This is a genomic window from Leifsonia sp. YAF41, assembly GCF_052113185.1.
Classification (GTDB): domain Bacteria; phylum Actinomycetota; class Actinomycetes; order Actinomycetales; family Microbacteriaceae; genus Cryobacterium.
This window is the reverse complement of the sequence record NZ_JBFRCS010000003.1, coordinates 138,935-154,736: the sequence shown is the minus strand read 5'-3', so window position 1 is coordinate 154,736 and position 15,802 is coordinate 138,935. Positions and strand designations below refer to the sequence as shown.

At 63.5% G+C, this 15,802-nt stretch carries 19 protein-coding genes and 1 tRNA gene; 18 read left to right on the top strand and 2 right to left on the bottom strand.

The genetic code is table 11. The features are described 5' to 3' along the window. Positions 1–34 precede the first annotated feature (34 nt). The 7 genes from AB4Y63_RS04220 to AB4Y63_RS04190 all read left to right on the top strand — a co-directional run bounded on the left by AB4Y63_RS04220 (position 35) and on the right by AB4Y63_RS04190 (position 4,269). Entirely contained in the window at positions 35–493 is a 459-nt protein-coding gene (locus AB4Y63_RS04220) for a DUF6325 family protein (RefSeq protein ID WP_441789794.1), read from the top strand. Between the two features lies 1 nt (position 494). Then, positions 495–653, top strand: a complete 159-nt coding sequence (locus tag AB4Y63_RS04215; RefSeq protein WP_441789793.1) for a hypothetical protein — start codon at positions 495–497, stop codon at positions 651–653. Between the two features lie 415 nt (positions 654–1,068). Continuing rightward, positions 1,069–1,470: a DUF4190 domain-containing protein gene (locus tag AB4Y63_RS04210; protein WP_441789792.1), complete on the top strand. Its 402-nt coding sequence runs from the start codon at positions 1,069–1,071 to the stop codon at positions 1,468–1,470. Positions 1,471–1,849: 379 nt separating this feature from the next. Beyond that, the gene (locus tag AB4Y63_RS04205; RefSeq protein ID WP_441789791.1) at positions 1,850–2,359 is read left to right on the top strand and encodes a hypothetical protein; all 510 of its coding nucleotides are present in this window, start codon (positions 1,850–1,852) and stop codon (positions 2,357–2,359) included. 705 nt (positions 2,360–3,064) lie between these two features. Further along, positions 3,065–3,307, top strand: a complete 243-nt coding sequence (locus tag AB4Y63_RS04200; RefSeq protein WP_441789790.1) for a hypothetical protein — start codon at positions 3,065–3,067, stop codon at positions 3,305–3,307. After that, positions 3,304–3,732, top strand: coding sequence for a hypothetical protein (locus tag AB4Y63_RS04195; RefSeq protein ID WP_441789789.1), 429 nt, complete (start codon positions 3,304–3,306; stop codon positions 3,730–3,732). Before AB4Y63_RS04200 ends, AB4Y63_RS04195 begins: the two co-directional genes overlap by 4 nt. A 75-nt stretch (positions 3,733–3,807) precedes the next feature. Beyond that, complete coding sequence (locus AB4Y63_RS04190) at positions 3,808–4,269, top strand: hypothetical protein (RefSeq protein ID WP_441789788.1); 462 nt, start codon at positions 3,808–3,810, stop codon at positions 4,267–4,269. A gap of 283 nt (positions 4,270–4,552) precedes the next feature. Here AB4Y63_RS04190 and AB4Y63_RS04185 read toward each other — a convergent pair. Next, positions 4,553–4,637 (bottom strand) — tRNA-Leu (locus tag AB4Y63_RS04185). A 142-nt stretch (positions 4,638–4,779) separates the two neighbouring features. Between AB4Y63_RS04185 and AB4Y63_RS04180 the strand changes: the two genes are divergently transcribed. Genes AB4Y63_RS04180 through mshC form a run of 3 tightly spaced genes read left to right on the top strand, consistent with a single transcriptional unit; the run spans position 4,780 to position 8,291 of the window. Next, positions 4,780–6,105 (top strand): M20/M25/M40 family metallo-hydrolase, encoded by a 1,326-nt coding sequence (locus tag AB4Y63_RS04180; protein ID WP_441789787.1) that lies wholly within the window; start codon positions 4,780–4,782, stop codon positions 6,103–6,105. A gap of 18 nt (positions 6,106–6,123) precedes the next feature. Continuing rightward, a complete protein-coding gene (locus AB4Y63_RS04175) occupies positions 6,124–6,978 on the top strand; it encodes an undecaprenyl-diphosphate phosphatase (protein WP_441789786.1) in 855 nt (284 codons plus the stop codon). Between the two features lie 14 nt (positions 6,979–6,992). After that, positions 6,993–8,291: a cysteine--1-D-myo-inosityl 2-amino-2-deoxy-alpha-D-glucopyranoside ligase gene (mshC, locus tag AB4Y63_RS04170; protein ID WP_441789785.1), complete on the top strand. Its 1,299-nt coding sequence runs from the start codon at positions 6,993–6,995 to the stop codon at positions 8,289–8,291. A gap of 35 nt (positions 8,292–8,326) precedes the next feature. Here mshC and AB4Y63_RS04165 read toward each other — a convergent pair whose 3' ends face one another. Continuing rightward, on the bottom strand, positions 8,327–9,286 hold the full coding sequence (locus AB4Y63_RS04165) for a PAC2 family protein (RefSeq protein WP_441789784.1): 960 nt from the start codon (positions 9,284–9,286) through the stop codon (positions 8,327–8,329). Between the two features lie 91 nt (positions 9,287–9,377). Here AB4Y63_RS04165 and AB4Y63_RS04160 point away from each other — a divergent pair, with 91 nt between their 5' ends. The 8 genes from AB4Y63_RS04160 (at position 9,378) to tatC (ending at position 15,787) form a co-directional block, all read left to right on the top strand. After that, on the top strand, positions 9,378–10,139 hold the full coding sequence (locus AB4Y63_RS04160; RefSeq protein WP_441789923.1) for an HAD family hydrolase: 762 nt from the start codon (positions 9,378–9,380) through the stop codon (positions 10,137–10,139). Further along, on the top strand, positions 10,136–11,197 hold the full coding sequence (locus AB4Y63_RS04155; RefSeq protein ID WP_441789783.1) for a tRNA (adenine-N1)-methyltransferase: 1,062 nt from the start codon (positions 10,136–10,138) through the stop codon (positions 11,195–11,197). The genes AB4Y63_RS04160 and AB4Y63_RS04155 overlap by 4 nt, the downstream gene beginning before the upstream one ends. A 109-nt stretch (positions 11,198–11,306) precedes the next feature. Further along, on the top strand, positions 11,307–12,275 hold the full coding sequence (locus AB4Y63_RS04150; protein ID WP_441789782.1) for an FKBP-type peptidyl-prolyl cis-trans isomerase: 969 nt from the start codon (positions 11,307–11,309) through the stop codon (positions 12,273–12,275). A 127-nt stretch (positions 12,276–12,402) separates the two neighbouring features. Then, positions 12,403–13,452, top strand: coding sequence for a helix-turn-helix transcriptional regulator (locus AB4Y63_RS04145; protein WP_441789781.1), 1,050 nt, complete (start codon positions 12,403–12,405; stop codon positions 13,450–13,452). Further along, the gene (locus AB4Y63_RS04140) at positions 13,449–14,435 is read left to right on the top strand and encodes a helix-turn-helix transcriptional regulator (protein ID WP_441789780.1); all 987 of its coding nucleotides are present in this window, start codon (positions 13,449–13,451) and stop codon (positions 14,433–14,435) included. Before AB4Y63_RS04145 ends, AB4Y63_RS04140 begins: the two co-directional genes overlap by 4 nt. 2 nt (positions 14,436–14,437) lie before the next feature. Next, positions 14,438–14,800 carry a hypothetical protein gene (locus tag AB4Y63_RS04135; RefSeq protein WP_441789779.1) on the top strand — a complete coding sequence of 121 codons (363 nt, stop codon included), beginning with the start codon at positions 14,438–14,440 and terminating at the stop codon, positions 14,798–14,800. After that, the gene (gene tatA / locus AB4Y63_RS04130; RefSeq protein WP_441789778.1) at positions 14,785–14,988 is read left to right on the top strand and encodes a Sec-independent protein translocase subunit TatA; all 204 of its coding nucleotides are present in this window, start codon (positions 14,785–14,787) and stop codon (positions 14,986–14,988) included. Before AB4Y63_RS04135 ends, tatA begins: the two co-directional genes overlap by 16 nt. A gap of 46 nt (positions 14,989–15,034) precedes the next feature. Further along, the gene (gene tatC, locus AB4Y63_RS04125; RefSeq protein WP_441789777.1) at positions 15,035–15,787 is read left to right on the top strand and encodes a twin-arginine translocase subunit TatC; all 753 of its coding nucleotides are present in this window, start codon (positions 15,035–15,037) and stop codon (positions 15,785–15,787) included. Positions 15,788–15,802 lie beyond the last annotated feature (15 nt).

Below are 15,802 nucleotides of genomic sequence, written 5' to 3'. Positions count from 1 at the left end.
ACCAGAGCGATCGAGACCGACAGAGGGGAATGTTATGGCCGAGACTTCACTCGACGAGTTGGGACCCGTCGATTTTGTGATCGTTGAGTTTCCCAAAGACCAATCCAATTTCACGGGCGAAATGGTCGATGAACTGGTGAGACTTGTCGACGCAGGCACGATTCGGATCATCGACATCCTGATTCTCGCCAAAGGCGACGATGGGGTTGTTGAGGCGATGGAACTCTCCGACATGGACGAGCTCGGCGCGCTGCAGAAGATTGAGGCAGAGCTCGCTGAGCTGCTGGCGGAGGATGACGTTCTGCACCTTTCGGCCGCGATGGATCCCGGAAGCACCGCCGGAGTTCTTGTCTACGAGAACCTCTGGGCGGCACCCTTCGCATCGGCGGCCCGCCGAGCGGGCGGGCAATTGATTGCAAATGGGCGAATTCCCATTCAGGCCATCATCGCCTCACTCGAGGCCGATCAAACACTCGAGAGAGTAGGAGAGTGACATGCCGCTTCGACCAGGACGAGTGGGAAGAGTCGGCGTCGTCGGCGCACCCGTGGCGAAAACCGCCGTTGTCGCAGCAGCAGTGACGCCAGGCCCCTCCCCAGTGGCGAAGGCGGCAGTCGTCGGGGCGGTAGTCACGCCGGGCCGCCGCAGGATCTAGAAATTACGGGGCGACTTCTGCGATCACGAGTTCGTGGCCGCGCACAGAGCGTGGGCCCCAAAATTTCTTCACAAAGTTCTTTTCACGCGTTAACGAAAAATCCCCCGCAGAACCGAAGTAGTGCGGGGGATTCTTACTGTGGGTGGTTCGGAGAATGCTTTTCGCCGCGCAAGGGCGCGGGAGTTGACTAGGGGGTCGCAAGGGAGTTCCAGCCAATAACTCTAACTTTTCCACGCGGACTATAAACGACGGCGACGCATTTCACGCCCGAGCCGGCGCCAAGAATTCCCGTGGATTCTGTGGTGGTTGATTCGCCCATGGCTGTCCGGGAAAGGTCCGGTGAAGGTTCCGCTGCCGAATCGGCTGCCGCTCGTCTTCGACCAGACAATCAAACGGATTGCGCTAGGTTTTCTGCATGAGTGAAGGCGCCATCCCCCCGGCTCCCGGTGTCCCGAGCGCGCAGGACCCCGCGTATTCGTATCCGCCAGCCGCCGCGCCCGAGCGGCCAGGACGGACGCTGGGGATCGTGGGGTTCGTGCTGTCGTTCGTGGGATTCATCGATGTCGCCGGCCTCATCATTTGTATTGTCGCGATGGTGAAGTCAAAGCGTGCCGGCCAGAGGAACGGCTTCGCTCTTGCCGGCATTATCATCTCGATCGCTGGGATCCTGTTCTGTGCGGGAATCATCGCACTCATCGCACCGCCGCTGATTCAGGCGGGGCAGCAGTGTGCCCGACTTGGCGATGGCACCCATGTCATCGAAAAGTCCACGTACACATGTACGCCTACATCGTTCAGCGTCTATACCCACCCGTAGACGCTTTAGCCCCCTCAGGGTTTCCACTCCGATATTCGGAACGAATTCAACAGTGCCCGCTGACCGTTCCGCTATCGGGCACCCTCTTTGGTCAAAAAGTGGCCTCGAGCCCATTCCCGCGAAGGCCCGGAATGCCGCCCTTTGGGCGTCCGTCTTACGAGTGCGCTGCCGGGATACAGCACGCCATCCATATAGGTCGGCCTGTGTCTGTTCGCACATCCGGCGTTGAGGAGTCAGGACGGCTTGAACATGACGTACCGACGTGCCGTGACTGACTTGTTAGTGGCATGAAACCAGCCGCCCCGATACGCTGCTGGCAGCTGCACTCAGCAGTCACCGGTGGGAACGGTCGCCGGAGCTTCTGTCGACGGGGGACACCGTGAAGAAGATTCTTGGTGCGATCTTGATTGGCATCGTCGTCCTTGCTGTCGCCGCTTTCTTCATCGTCAGGTCCTTCGAAGACAGGGTCACCGAAGACCTCGTTTCACAGGTCTCCCAGCTGACCATTCCTGCAGGCTGGAAAATGCTGGATGACGTTATAGAACCCGATCGATTCGTGTGTTTGGGCGGCAACCCGTGCCCGAGCATTTCGCGGCGGTGGGAGACCGACTCGGTAGTGACCGCCAGAGACCTGGAGCAGATCGCTGCGACGGCGAACGTGACCCTGACCGTGGATCGGCCGTGCGAGCGGCCAGCAAACAACATCGGACGCGCAGTCCAGTGCACCGGGCTTGGGGTAAAGGACGGCTATAACTATCAGTTGTCGCTAAGCAGTGCTGCCCCCGGGGAGCCCCTGCAGGTGTCGCTGTCTGTGCGCCCAGTCATCTTTTCGACTCTGGCCGGCGGGGCATTTTTGGGAGCCGCTGTTCTGCCGCGATGGCTTTGGTAGCTCGTGAGGGGATGTAAATGCTAGTTTTTTGGACGTTGAGGGCGCTTAGTGCAATGGCATGGTTTTGCATATTCGTGTTCCTCATTTTGATTCCTTTGAATTTCTTCGGATTTGGGCTGTCTCCCCAAACCGGCGTTCTACGCAGCCTCCCGGGAATGCTTTTCACCTTGGTGTTCGCGGTCGCACTCTTCGCGGTCGGCTTGACTATTCGGATCGGATCGCAGAGGCGTTCCCTTGGACAGCTGGCGACATCCAAATCGGCACAAATATCCTTCAGCGGAAGTCTGGACTCGGCGTCGTCTCGGTGGCTAATACATCAGAACGAGAATCGTCGGCTTCGCTTGGCAGCCCCGCCCGGTGTTTACGTCGTCGCCACAGACATCGGCCTCGAAATCTACTGGCCGCTCCAGCTGCCGACACAATTGCTGATTCACGTCATCAAGTGGGACGAAATCGCAGACTTTTCTGTTCGGCAACGCACTTGGTTGGCGAATGAAGCCATTGTGAAGTTGAGGGGCGAGCAACGCGCACTACGCATCAGACTGACACGAACATCGCTTTTCTCTTCGGAAAGAAAACAAGGAGACGACCTCCAGATTGCAGTGCATCTCAGACTCAGTTAGACAATTTCGTGGTGTGGCCGACGGCTCCCGCATACGATCTGTTCGGTCGCGTGGTTGGCTCCAAGTGAGTGGTTGGCTCCAAGTGAAGCGGCGACCCGACGTGGACGTGCGCCACGTACGACGCCCGCGGCCGCACCGTCTCGACCGTCTTCCGGACTACAACGGGGTTCCGGGACGCACCGTCACGAACAACTACGCCGCCGCCAACGGCGCCATCACCGCAGATCCCCTGACTAGTACCGTCACCGATCCCGCCGGGACCATCACCACAACCACCGACCTGGTCGGCCGCATGGTGCGATATACCGACGTGGGGGAGTCGTGACCTCCGCGACCTTCAACGTCCCCGGCCAGGCAACCACCTCCCAGATCACCGCGCCGGGCCAGGCACCCTCGACGACCGCATTGACCTACAATCTGAGCGGTCAAGTCGAATCCGTCACCGTTGATGGCACCCTGCTCGCGGACCCCGCCGACGGCAGTTTCGGACAACTCTCCACGGTGACCTATGACAACGGCACCAGCCTGTGGACCATCGACCGGACCCCAACCGGCACGCTGGCCGCGCAAACCTGGGCATTCCCCGGCCAGAACGGGTACACCGACCGGGTCTACCGGTCGCAATCCGGGCGAATTGTCGCAAACACCCCCACCGACGGCGCCGTAAGCACCAGCCTCACCTACGCGTTCGACGCCGCCGGAAGACTCGTCACCGCGACCATCCCCGGACACACGTTGACGTACCAGTAGGCCGGCACAGGATCCTGCGGACTCAACTCCGGCGCCGGTCGAAACGGCAGCCGCACCGCCAGTACCGACCAAACCTTGACCCGCACCGAAACCACCACCTCCTGCTACGACCAAGCCGACCGCCCCACCTCTAGCGGCGTCGCCGGACCGGTCGCCAACTTCAACCCGATCGCCGCCGGAATCGCACGCAACGGCATCGGCTACAACTCCCACGGCAACACCACCAAGCTGGTCGACCAGACCCTCGCCTACGACAACACCGACCGGCACACCAGTACTACTCTCGCCGACTGCACCGTCATCGCGTACACCCGCGACGCAGGCGGACAGATCATCCAACGCACCGAAACCCCCGCCGTCGGCCCCGCCAAGACGATCCGTTTCGCCAATACCCCCAACGGGGCCAGTATCGCCCTGGATGGGACCGGGGCTCCTGCGCAAACCACACGGTCGCTTCCCGGCGGGGCCAGCGTGATTTCTCGCACCAATGTCAGCCAACTGTGGTCCTACCGGGAACGCTTCGTCTACCAAGTGTGAGGTCCCGATCGACCGCGCCCACGAACTCACCCCAGCGCAGACATCAGAACTGGCGCCGGCCGATAAGGAGACCAACGCAGAGCCAGCCGAACCGAACTACTACACCACCGGCCTGAGCGCAGTAAGAGACCTTTGGCAACGTTCAGGATTGGCTGGCCGGGCATGACACGCCCGACGCCATCCACACGTTCTCGCCTACAAGCCAGAATTCTTCACAAAGTTCTTTTCACGCGTTAACGAAGAATCCCCCGCAGAACCGAAGTTCTACGGGGGATTCTTACTGTGTCCGAGAGGGGACTTGAACCCCTACGTCCTATACGGACACTAGCACCTCAAGCTAGCGCGTCTGCCAATTCCGCCACCCGGACTGGATGTCGTCTGCGTTGTGTTTCTTGCTGACGAGGTAATAACTTAGCACGGTTTCTGAGCACCAAAACACCACTCGGTCGCCATGCGGGCGAGCATTTCTCAGCTTGGCGGCGTGTCGAATCGACCGGTACCGTGAACCACATGTCAAACACTGGGAACGCACGCCCCGAAGAAGAAATTCTTGATCTCACCGCACGCATCGCACGCGACCTGATTCGGTTCGACACGAGCAACTATGGCGAGGGGCGCTCCAACGGTGAGGCGGATGCCGCCGACTACGTTGCCGAGAATTTGCGCGGACTCGGCCTCAAGCCAGAAGTCTTCGAATCCGAACCCGGCCGCACAAGCGTCGTCGCCCGCGTGAAGGGTCGCGACAGCAGCAAGGGCGCACTCGTCGTGCACGGCCACCTCGACGTGGTTCCCGCCGACCCGGCCAATTGGTCGGTGGACCCGTTCGGCGGAGTGATCAAAGACGGTCTGCTCTGGGGCCGCGGCGCCGTCGACATGAAGAACATGGATGCGATGATGCTCGCCTCCCTGAAAGACATCCTCGGCGCCGGCGAAGCACCGGCCCGCGACCTCGTGATCGCCTTCTTCGCCGACGAGGAAGCCGGGGGAGTGCTCGGCTCGCACTATCTGGTTGACACGCGCCCCGACCTTTTCGCCGGTGCCACCGAGGCAATCAGCGAGGTGGGCGGCTACTCCATCACATTCGGCGACCAGCGCTCGTACCTGCTGCAGACCGGCGAAAAAGCACTGATTTGGATCAAACTCGTCGCCCGCGGCAGCGCTGCGCACGGCTCACGTCTCATCCACGACAATGCGGTGACCCGACTGGCCGAGGCCGTTGCCGCCGTCGGCCGCCGCGAATGGCCCATCCGCCTGACCGACACGACCACGCAACTGCTCGGTGAGATTGCGCGCATCCTGGATGTCGACCCGCAGCGGGTGGGACCCGACGCGTTGGCTCTCGCCACGGGCACCGCCTCCGGCTTCATCCAGGCGAGCCTGCGCACGACCTCGAACCCAACGGTCCTGAAGGGCGGCTACAAGCACAATGTGATCCCCGACACCGCCGAGGCACTGATCGACGTGCGCACGCTGCCGGGCGAAGAAGACGCCGTGCTCGCCGAAATTGCCGAGCTCGTCGGGCCAGACATCGAAATCGTCGTCATGCACCGCGACATCGGCCTCGAAAACCCCTTCGACGGCGCGCTCATTGACGCGATTGTCAGCACTTTGGACGCGCATGACCCCGGCGCGCCAGTTCTGCCTTACCTGCTCTCTGGGGGCACCGACAACAAAGCCCTGAGCAAGCTTGGAATCACCGGTTACGGCTTCGCCCCCTTGAAACTCCCAGCCGATTTGGATTTTCCGGGCATGTTCCATGGCGTTGACGAGAGGGTGCCGCTTGACGCATTAGTGTTTGGCAGGCGGGTTCTGACCGACCTGCTGTCGACTTACTAAACCTGCGGAGCACCACAAGTGGATTTCATTAACGCCATCATTCTCGGATTGGTCCAGGGCCTCACCGAGTTCCTGCCGATCTCGTCGAGCGCTCACGTGAGCATCGTCGGTCAGCTGATCGGCACGGGTGAAGACCCGGGCGCCCGGTTCACCGCCATCACCCAGATCGGAACCGAAGTCGCCGTCGTGCTGTATTTCTGGCGCGACATCGTGAAGATCATCGGGCAGTGGTGCCGTTCGCTGGTCGGCAAGGTTCCGCGCAACGACCCCGATGCCCGCATGGGGTGGCTCATCATCCTCGGTTCATTGCCGATCATCGTGCTCGGCCTGCTCTTTCAGGATGCGATCGAGACGGTTCTGCGCAACCTCTGGATCACCGGGACGATGCTCATCCTCTTCGGCATCCTGCTCGGTATCGCCGACCACGTCGGCTCCAAGAAGCGTCGGCTGAAAGACCTCACCGTGCGTGACGGCACGATCTACGGCTTCGCCCAGGCCCTCGCGTTGATCCCCGGCGTCTCCCGTTCCGGCGGCACGATCACCGCCGGCCTGTTCATGGGCTACGAGCGCAAGGCTGCGGCTCGCTACGCCTTCCTGCTCGCCATCCCGGCCGTGCTCGGCAGCGGTTTCTACCAGGTCTACAAGTCGATTGCCGACCCCTGCCTCGCTGGTGCCACGAACTGCACGCCAGAGGTCTTCGGCCCCGCCGAGACCCTGGTTGCCACGATCGTCGCCTTCTTCGTCGGCCTGGTCGTGATCGCGTTCTTCATGAGCTACATCTCGAAGCACAGCTTCCTGCCGTTCGTGATCTACCGCATCGTGGCCGGCATCGTCGTGTTCGTGCTTCTGGGCACGAACGTCATCGCCGCATAGTTAGGCTGGATCTCATGCGTGCTTGGCAACATCCTGTCGTCCCGTCTGTGCCGGGCCATTCCGACGCCCCGCTGCTTCATGACACGGCGACTGACGTGCTCGTCTACGCGCAGCCGGCAGACGTCGCCCGGCTCTACGTCTGCGGAATCACCCCGTATGACGCGACCCACCTCGGGCACGCGAACACGTACCTTGCATTCGATACGTTGCAGCGCGTCTGGCTCGACGCCGGCTACAAGGTTCACTACGCACAGAACGTGACGGATGTCGACGACCCGCTGCTCGAGCGGGCGGCGGCCACCGGCGTGGACTGGCGTGAACTCGCCGAGTCGCAGGTTGAGCTTTTCCGCACCGACATGGCGGCTCTGCGCATCCTGCCGCCGAACGACTACGTGGCCGTCACCGAGGTGATCGACGAGATCTCAGCGGCGGTGTGCGCACTCGCTGACGCCGGTCTCGCCTATGCGGTCGACACCCCGGATGCGCTGCTCACCGAATCGGGGGAGCGCGGAGCCGATCTCTACTTCGACAACGCCGCGGCCGAGGAAGCCGCGCCCTGGCGCCTGGGTGACGAGAGCAACCTCGACCGCTCCGCGATGCTTGAGCTATTCGCCGCGCGTGGCGGCGACCCGGATCGCGCCGGCAAGCGTGACGCACTCGACCCGTTGCTCTGGCGTGCGGCCCGCGAGGGCGAGCCGTCCTGGCCGACCCGCGTCGGTGCCGGCCGCCCGGGCTGGCACATCGAGTGTTCGGTCATCGCGCTCAAGGAGCTCGGCACCGACTTCACCGTGCAAGGTGGCGGAAGCGACCTGGTTTTTCCACACCACGACATGAGCGCCGGCCATGCCGCTGCCCTGTCTGGGCATCCGCTCGCCGGCGTATATTCCCATGCCGGAATGGTCGCCTACCAGGGCGAGAAGATGAGCAAGTCACTCGGCAACTTGGTGCTCGTTTCCGGGCTTCGCGCCGAGGGCGTCGACCCGCGGGCCATCCGACTCGCTCTGCTCTCCGAGCACTACCGTTCCGACTGGGAGTGGACCAACGCCACGCTCGAGGCGGCACAGGCTCGCCTGGCTCGCTGGGGTGTCGCGTTCGCGACCGACCAGGCGAGCACGGACGCGGCAACGGATGCGGCGGAGCCGGCCATCACGGGTTCGGCGAACGCTGTCGTTCAGCAGCTGCGTGACGCCCTGCACAACGACCTCGACACTCCGGGCGCGCTGGCCGTCATCGACGCTGCAACCGCCACGCTGTCCGACGACCCGGCGCTGATCGCGCAGGCGATCGACGCGCTTCTCGGGGTGCAGCTCTAGCAATCGGGCCGATACCGAATCGCGGCATGTGAGAGCTAGGCGCGCGGCGGGCCTTCTGGCCCCGGACGCCCGTCCGGCCCGGAGCGGCCATCGGCCCAGCCCTCACGGCCGTCCCCGCGCTTGCGGAGGTACTGCTCAAATTCCTGGGCGATCGCCTCACCGCTTGCCTCGGGGGAGTCGACGGTGTCGCGCGCCTGTTCCAGCTGCGCGATGTAGGCCGCCATCTCGTCGTCGTCGGCGGCGAGTGCGTCAATTCCGCGCTCCCACTCGGCAGCATCCGAGACCAAGTCGCCACGCGGAATCACGACGTCGATGATCTCCTCGAGCTTGTCGATCAGAGCCAGCACGGCCTTCGGTGACGGCGCGTTATGCACGTAATGCGGTACGGAAGCCCAGATCGACAGCGTCGGAATCCCGACTTTTTCCGCAGCCTCGGCCAGAACGCTCAGAATGCCGACCGGTCCCTCGTAATTACTGCGCTCGATATGCAATTCCTTGCGCACCTGAGGGTTGTCACTCGAGACAAAGATCGAAATCGGTCGCGTGTGGGGGACATCCGCGAGCATCGCACCCAGAAAGACGACCCCGCTGATGTCGGCGGCCAGCGCCGAATCCAGAATCTCGGACGTAAAACTCTTCCAACTGCGTGACGGCTCGGTGCCGAGCAACAGGTAGATGTTGCCGGCGTTGGTACCGCTGACAGCCAACTCGGCGTCTTCGGCGAGCGGAACGGGCGCCACGCCCGGCGATACCGGGCCGTACATGACCGCTTCTGGCCATTCGATCGAGCGGCCGCCCTCGTCATTCGTCGAGATCGTGGGGCGGTTGAACTGGTAGTCGAAGTACAGCTCCGGGTCGATTTCAGCGATCGGGGTGACACCCAGCAAATCTTTGAGCGTGCTCACCGCACCGGTGGCGGCCTCGCCTGCGTCGTTCCAGCCCTCGAACGCCACCACAAGAAGGCGCCCGCTCAAAAACCCATTGCCGTTTGTCACGCTTGCAAACCTCGATCATTCCGCGTGCCCGTTCGGCGCACCCACAGTCAAGGATAGGCCGTGCCCTCTAGACTTGAACCCCGTGAACCAGATCAGAACCCTTTCCCCCCTGCCCGCGGCCGTTCTGTGGGATATGGACGGAACCTTGATCGACACGGAATCGTACTGGATGCAGGCCGAGACCGACCTGGTCACCTCGTTCGGCGGCACCTGGACCTACGACGATTGCATGCTGCTCGTCGGCTCCGGTTTGCCGAACGCGGCGGCGGTGTTGCAGTCGCGCGGCGTCGACATGGAGCTTGACGCCATCGTGTCCTGGCTCACCGACCGTGTGCAGCTGAAGATCAACGAACACGGGTTGCCGTGGCGCCCCGGAGCCCGCGAACTCCTCACCGCGTTCGCCGAAGCCGGCGTTCCGATGGCCCTGGTCACGATGTCGATCGAGCGGATGGCGCGTCAGGTCGCCGACCTCATCGGCGCCGGCACGTTCGACGTCATTGTCGCCGGTGACATGGTTGCACAAAGCAAGCCGCACCCCGAGGCCTACCTGCTCGCCGCCAGCCTGCTCGACGTCGACCCGGCCCGCTGCGTCGCGATTGAGGATTCCCCGACCGGACTCGGTGCGGCCATCGCCGCCGGCACCATTGCGATCCACGTGCCGCACGAGGTCGATCTTCCCGAGGCCGACACGCACACCCGCTGGCCCACCCTCGCTGAGCGCACCCTGGCCGATTTCTCGGCACTGTGCAGCATCCGCTTCGACCTCTTGGACGAAGCCGCCCCCGCAACTCTTGACTTTGAACACACCAATTCCCGCGCCACAGCGGACAACCACGAGGACGCAACAGCATGAGCGACAACCAGGTCAACCAGAACAGCGGCCCGTTCCGGGTCGGCGACCGTGTTCAACTCACCGGCCCCAAGGGCAAGCTGAACACCATCTCGCTTGAACCGGGGAAGGTCTTCCACACGCACCGCGGCATCCTCGCCCACGACGACATCATCGGCCTGCCCGATGGCTCCGTCGTCACGAACAACGTCGGCGTCGAGCACCTGGCATTGCGCCCACTCCTCAACGACTTCGTCATGTCGATGCCGCGTGGCGCGGCGATCATCTATCCCAAGGATGCCGCCCAGATCCTCGCCCAGGCCGACATCTTTCCCGGCGCCACCGTCGTCGAGGCCGGTGTCGGTTCCGGCGCCCTCTCGCTCTGGCTGCTGCGCGCGATCGGTCAGTCCGGTCGTCTGGCCTCGTTCGAACGCCGTGAAGAGTTCGCCGACGTCGCCCGCGACAACATCGCCACGTTCCTCGGCTACGACCCCGACAACTGGACGATCACTCTCGGCGACCTCGCCGACACCCTGCCTGACACGATGGAACCGCAGAGCGTCGACCGGGTTGTGCTCGACATGCTCGCTCCCTGGGAGTGCCTGGGCGTCGTCTCCGACGCGCTCAAGCCCGGTGGAGTGCTGCTCTGCTACGTCGCGACCGTCACTCAGCTCTCGCGCGTTTCCGAGGCAATCCGCGGCAGTGGCCTCTACACGAACCCGGACTCCAACGAGACGATGGTGCGCGGCTGGCACGTCGAGGGCCTCGCGGTACGCCCCGACCACCGGATGATCGGCCACACCGGATTCCTGATCACCGCCCGCCGTCTGGCTCCCGACACGATCCTGCCCGAGCTCAAGCGTCGCCCGTCGAAGACCGACTTCGCCGACGCGGACTTCGAAGCCTGGACCCCTGGCGCACTCGGCGAACGCAATGTGAGTGCGAAGAGCATGCGCAAGCGGATGCGCGCCGCCGGAACCAGCGCCGCCCTGTCCAAGGGCCGGGAGCTCGAGGTCGATGGTGTCAGCGCTGGTGACGACACCGTCGCCGACGGCACCGGCGACAACGTCGACGCCGGTTAGGATAGGCACCGGCTCGCCACTGGCAGTGCGTCACAGCACTGCCATACGGGCCACCACGCATTGATAGACATTGATTGACACCGGACACCCTGTACTGAAATGAGGACTCGTGCGTAAAGCATCCGCACTGATCGCCACCGCTGCGCTTCTGGCTGCAGCCCTGACGGGATGCAGCGCCCCCGGCACTGCCGCTGCCGACTGCACTGCACCAGTGAAGTCGGGCGCCGCGTCAGAGCTCATCGACGTTTCGGGTGATTTCGGCACGGCTCCGACCGTCGACTTCCCGACCCCGTTGAAGACCAAGACCACGCAGCGCACCACGATCATCGAAGGTTCCGGCGACCCGCTGGTCGAGGGCCAGATGGTCAAGGTCGACTTCAGCGTCTACAACGGCACCTCCGGCGAACTGATCGAGGCAACCGGCTACGACGGCGAGAAAGCCGCCACCCTGGTGCTGAACGACGCGACGATGAAGGGCCTCGTCGACGGATTGCTCTGCGCCCAGGTCGGCGAACGCGTTGCAGTGGCTGTCTCCCCGGCCGACGGCTTCGGCCCGCAGGGCGGTCAGGAACAGCTCGGCGTGAGCGCCACCGACTCCCTCGTCTTCGTGATCGATGTCGTGAAGGCTTACCTGCCGCGCGCCAACGGCAAGGACCAGCCCGTCGCATCCGGCCTGCCGGCGGTCGTACTGGCCGAAGACGGCACCCCCGGAATCACGATTCCGTCAGGCGATGCTCCGACCGAGCTCGCCATCGGTGTGCTCAAGAAGGGCAATGGCCCCGTCGTCAAGGAGGGTGACACCGTCACCGTGCAGTACACCGGCGTGGTCTGGGACACCAAGAAGGTCTTCGATTCCAGCTGGGAGAAGGGCACCCCTGCGCAGTTCGTTGCGGCCGACGGTTCGAAGGTCCAGGGCGGCGTGATCCCCGGATTCGCCGACGCCTTGATCGGCCAGACGGTCGGATCGCAGATCATTGCGGTCATCCCGCCCGACCAGGGTTACGGCGACCAGGAGTCTGGATCGATTCCCGCCAACTCCACCCTGGTCTTTGTCGTCGACATCCTCGGTGTGAACTAGGTTCACTTCCGGATGCCGCAACCGGCTTCCCCGAACGCCCCGTGTTGGTCAGTCAGCTGGCCGACGCGGGGCGTTCGTCTTGCCCGCCTCCACCTCCCGCGCACGTCAATCCCATAGAATCGCCCCTGTGCCGCCCACCGCAGACAAACACCCCACCGTCGCCATTGAGGAACGCCTGTTCAGCCTCGTCCTCGCGCTGATCGCGACCGAAATCGGGCTGACCAAGTCCGACATTCTGTCCACGGTGCAGGGCTACCGTCAGCGTTATGTGCTGGGCGGTGACAATGCGAGCCTGGAACGCCAATTCGAACGTGACAAAGACGACATCCGTGACCTGGGCATCCCCTTGGAAACCATCGACTCCGACGACGAGCCAGGAAGCAACCATCACCTGCGCTATCGCATTCCCAAGGGCCTCTACGACCTGCCCGCCGACATCACCTTTTCGGCCGATGAGCTCATGCTCCTCAAGCTTGCCGGCACGGTCTGGCGGGAGGGCTCGCTCTCGGCGGAATCCCGCCGGGCGCTCACCAAGCTCAATTCGCTCGGGGTTGACTCGAACGATCCGATCCTCGGCTATGCGCCGAGCCTCCGGGCGCGGGATGCGGCGTTCGAGCCACTGAGCAAGGCTCTCGATCGTGGGCAGAGTGTCGCATTTCTCTATCTGAAGCCGGGTGAACCCGCGCCGCGACGCCGGCAGGTCATCCCGCGCGCCATCGTGTTGCACGAAGGGCGCTGGCACCTTGCGGCCACCGACCTGGCCGCCGACGCCAACCGCACCTTCTTGCTGTCACGCATCACCGGACCGGTGCAAACGATGCCCGGCCCCAGCGCCGAGGTGGTGCCGGGTGCCGCGCAGAACGCGCTCGAAGACCTCGACCGCCTCTGGAGCGCCAACACGGCCGTCGTCGAGGTGCGCCCCGGCAGCGACGCAGCACTTCGCCTCGGCAAACGCAATGCCGCGGAGAACGAAGGCGAGAACCTGCTCACCCTGCACTTCACCGACTTGAACATCCTCGCCGACGAACTCGCCGGCTATGGCCCCGAGGTCGTCGTCCAGACGCCACGGGAGCTACGCCAGGCCGTGCGCACCCGCCTGATCGGGGTGCGCGACGCCCACTCCGCACCGGCGAGTGCCGCACCCGGCGCAACAGACAGCGGAAGCGTGAACTCATGACCGAACGAGCTGCCCAGTTCAGTGCGCCAGATAAGTTGACTTTTCTGTTGTCGCTGGTTCCGTACCTCACCGAGCACACCAACGTCGAGGTGTCCGAGGTCGCTGCCCATTTCGCCGTCAGCCCGAACCAGGTGCGCGATGCAGTTCGGCTGATCGCGCTCTCGGGAGTGCCGGGGGAGTCACGTCAGTACCAGCACGGCGACCTCTTCGACATCCACTGGGATGAGTTCGAAGACAATGACCGCATCGTGCTCACCCACCTGGTGGCCATCGACGATGCTCCCCGGCTCAGCGCGCGGGAGGCCGCGGCGCTGATTGCTGGCCTTCAGTACCTGTCCTCGCTACCGGAGAACGCGGACAAAGAGGCAATTGCCAGGGTGATGGCCAAACTGACCCGTGGCGCCTCGTCGGCACCCAGCCAGGTCGCGGTCTCTGAGGTCGTCGCCAGCGAGACGATCTCGACGATTCAGGCCGCCGTGCGCGACGGGTTGCCCGTCGAATTCGATTACCTGAACGCACGGGGCGAGAGCGTTCACCGTGTCGTTGACCCGCTGAGGGTCGAATCCGTCGATAACGACTGGTACCTGCGCGGCTGGTGCCACCTCCGCGAGGCCGTGCGCACCTTCCGGCTCGACCGGATGAGCCTGGTGACACCGACAGATCAGCCGGCCGCAGCGCATGCCGGTGATGTGCGGCTTCCAGAACGCCTCTTCGAAGGCTCAGACGACGACCTCACGGTCGTTGTGGAACTGCCGGCCACTGCCATGCGCCTCATGGCCGACTACCGGCCGGTCGGTGAAGAACCAATCGGAAACGGCGACCGAGTGCGCACGACGCTGAGGGTTGCCCACTTTCACGGTCTCAAACGGCTCGTCACCGGTCTGGCCGGCATCGTCACGGTCGTGTCGCCGGATGCGGCTCGTCGGGTTGTTGCCGACTGGGCTGCGGATGGCGCCGCCCACTACGACGAGACCGAGGCATAGCCATGGCGTGGTGGGGCTGGCTCCTGATTTGGAGCGCGCTGATTCTCGGGCTGCTCGGCATGCTCGTCTGGTTCGCGATCAGGCTTTTTCGAAAAGCGATGGTCACGGCCGATGCTCTGGCCGAACTCGGCGACAAAATGACGCTGCTCGACGCGGCATTCGCCGACGCAGCGGCCCAGCACGAGCCCCGATTCAACCCGGCGATCTTTCAGGATGCCGGCGAACTCGGGTTCCTACGGGAGCAGGATCGTGCTGAACACGCCCGTCGCCGCCAGGTTCGTCGAGATGCACGGATTGACCGCGGTAAACTACTCACACACACCCCAACGAATTTAGAGGACACAGCCTCATGCTTCAGAACTTGACCGGATGGCACTTCCTAATCATCCTTGTCGTCGTGCTGCTTTTGTTCGGCGCACCGAAACTGCCCGGACTGGCCCGAAGCCTCGGACAGTCAATGAAGATCTTCAAGAGCGAGATCAAGAGCGACAAGGTCGACGAAGACCCGAACGCCGAAGTTGCTCGCCCGGTCGATCCCACGACAAAGCCGTAATCTGGTGACTGGGCGCGTCCCACAGAGGGCGGGCCGCGACGGGAAGATGTCGCTCGGGCAGCACCTTCTCGAGTTGCGCAAGCGACTCTTCCTCGCGGCCGCCGGACTGTTCGTCGGTGCGATCGCCGGCTGGTTTCTCTCAGACTTCGTCTGGGATGCCTTGCGCGAGCCGATTTACGCCATTATCGAGGCGCAGCACCGCAACGCCCAGATCAACTATCCCGACATCACGTCGGCGTTCGACTTGAAGTTGAAGATCTCGCTCTACGTGGGCCTGATTGTGTCGAGCCCGGTGTGGCTCTACCAGATCTTCGCCTTCTTGGTGCCCGGTCTGACCCGTCGTGAGAAGCAGTACACCTTCGGCTTCTTCTTCACCGCTGTGCCGTTGTTTCTCGCCGGCTGCGCGGCGGGCTGGTACGTGCTCCCGCATGTGGTCGAGCTGATGACCAGCTTCGCGCCCTCAGAAGACGCGGCGTTCATCAACGCCCAAAACTATTTCGACTTCGTTCTGAAGCTCGTCGTCGCCATCGGCATCGCGTTCGTGCTTCCCGTGTTCATCGTGCTGCTGAACTTCGCCGGAGTGATCAGCGCCGCGTCGATCATCAAATCGTGGCGGATCGCCATCCTGGTCATCATTCTCTTCACCGCGATCGCCACGCCGGCCGCCGACGTGGTGTCCATGTTCCTTCTCGCGCTACCGATGATCGTTCTGTACTTCCTGGCCTACGGAATCGCCTGGCTCCACGATCGCCGAGTCGCCAAACGCGCCCAGTCGTTCGCCGCAGAGTATGCCGTCTGATCCCCGCAGATTCGT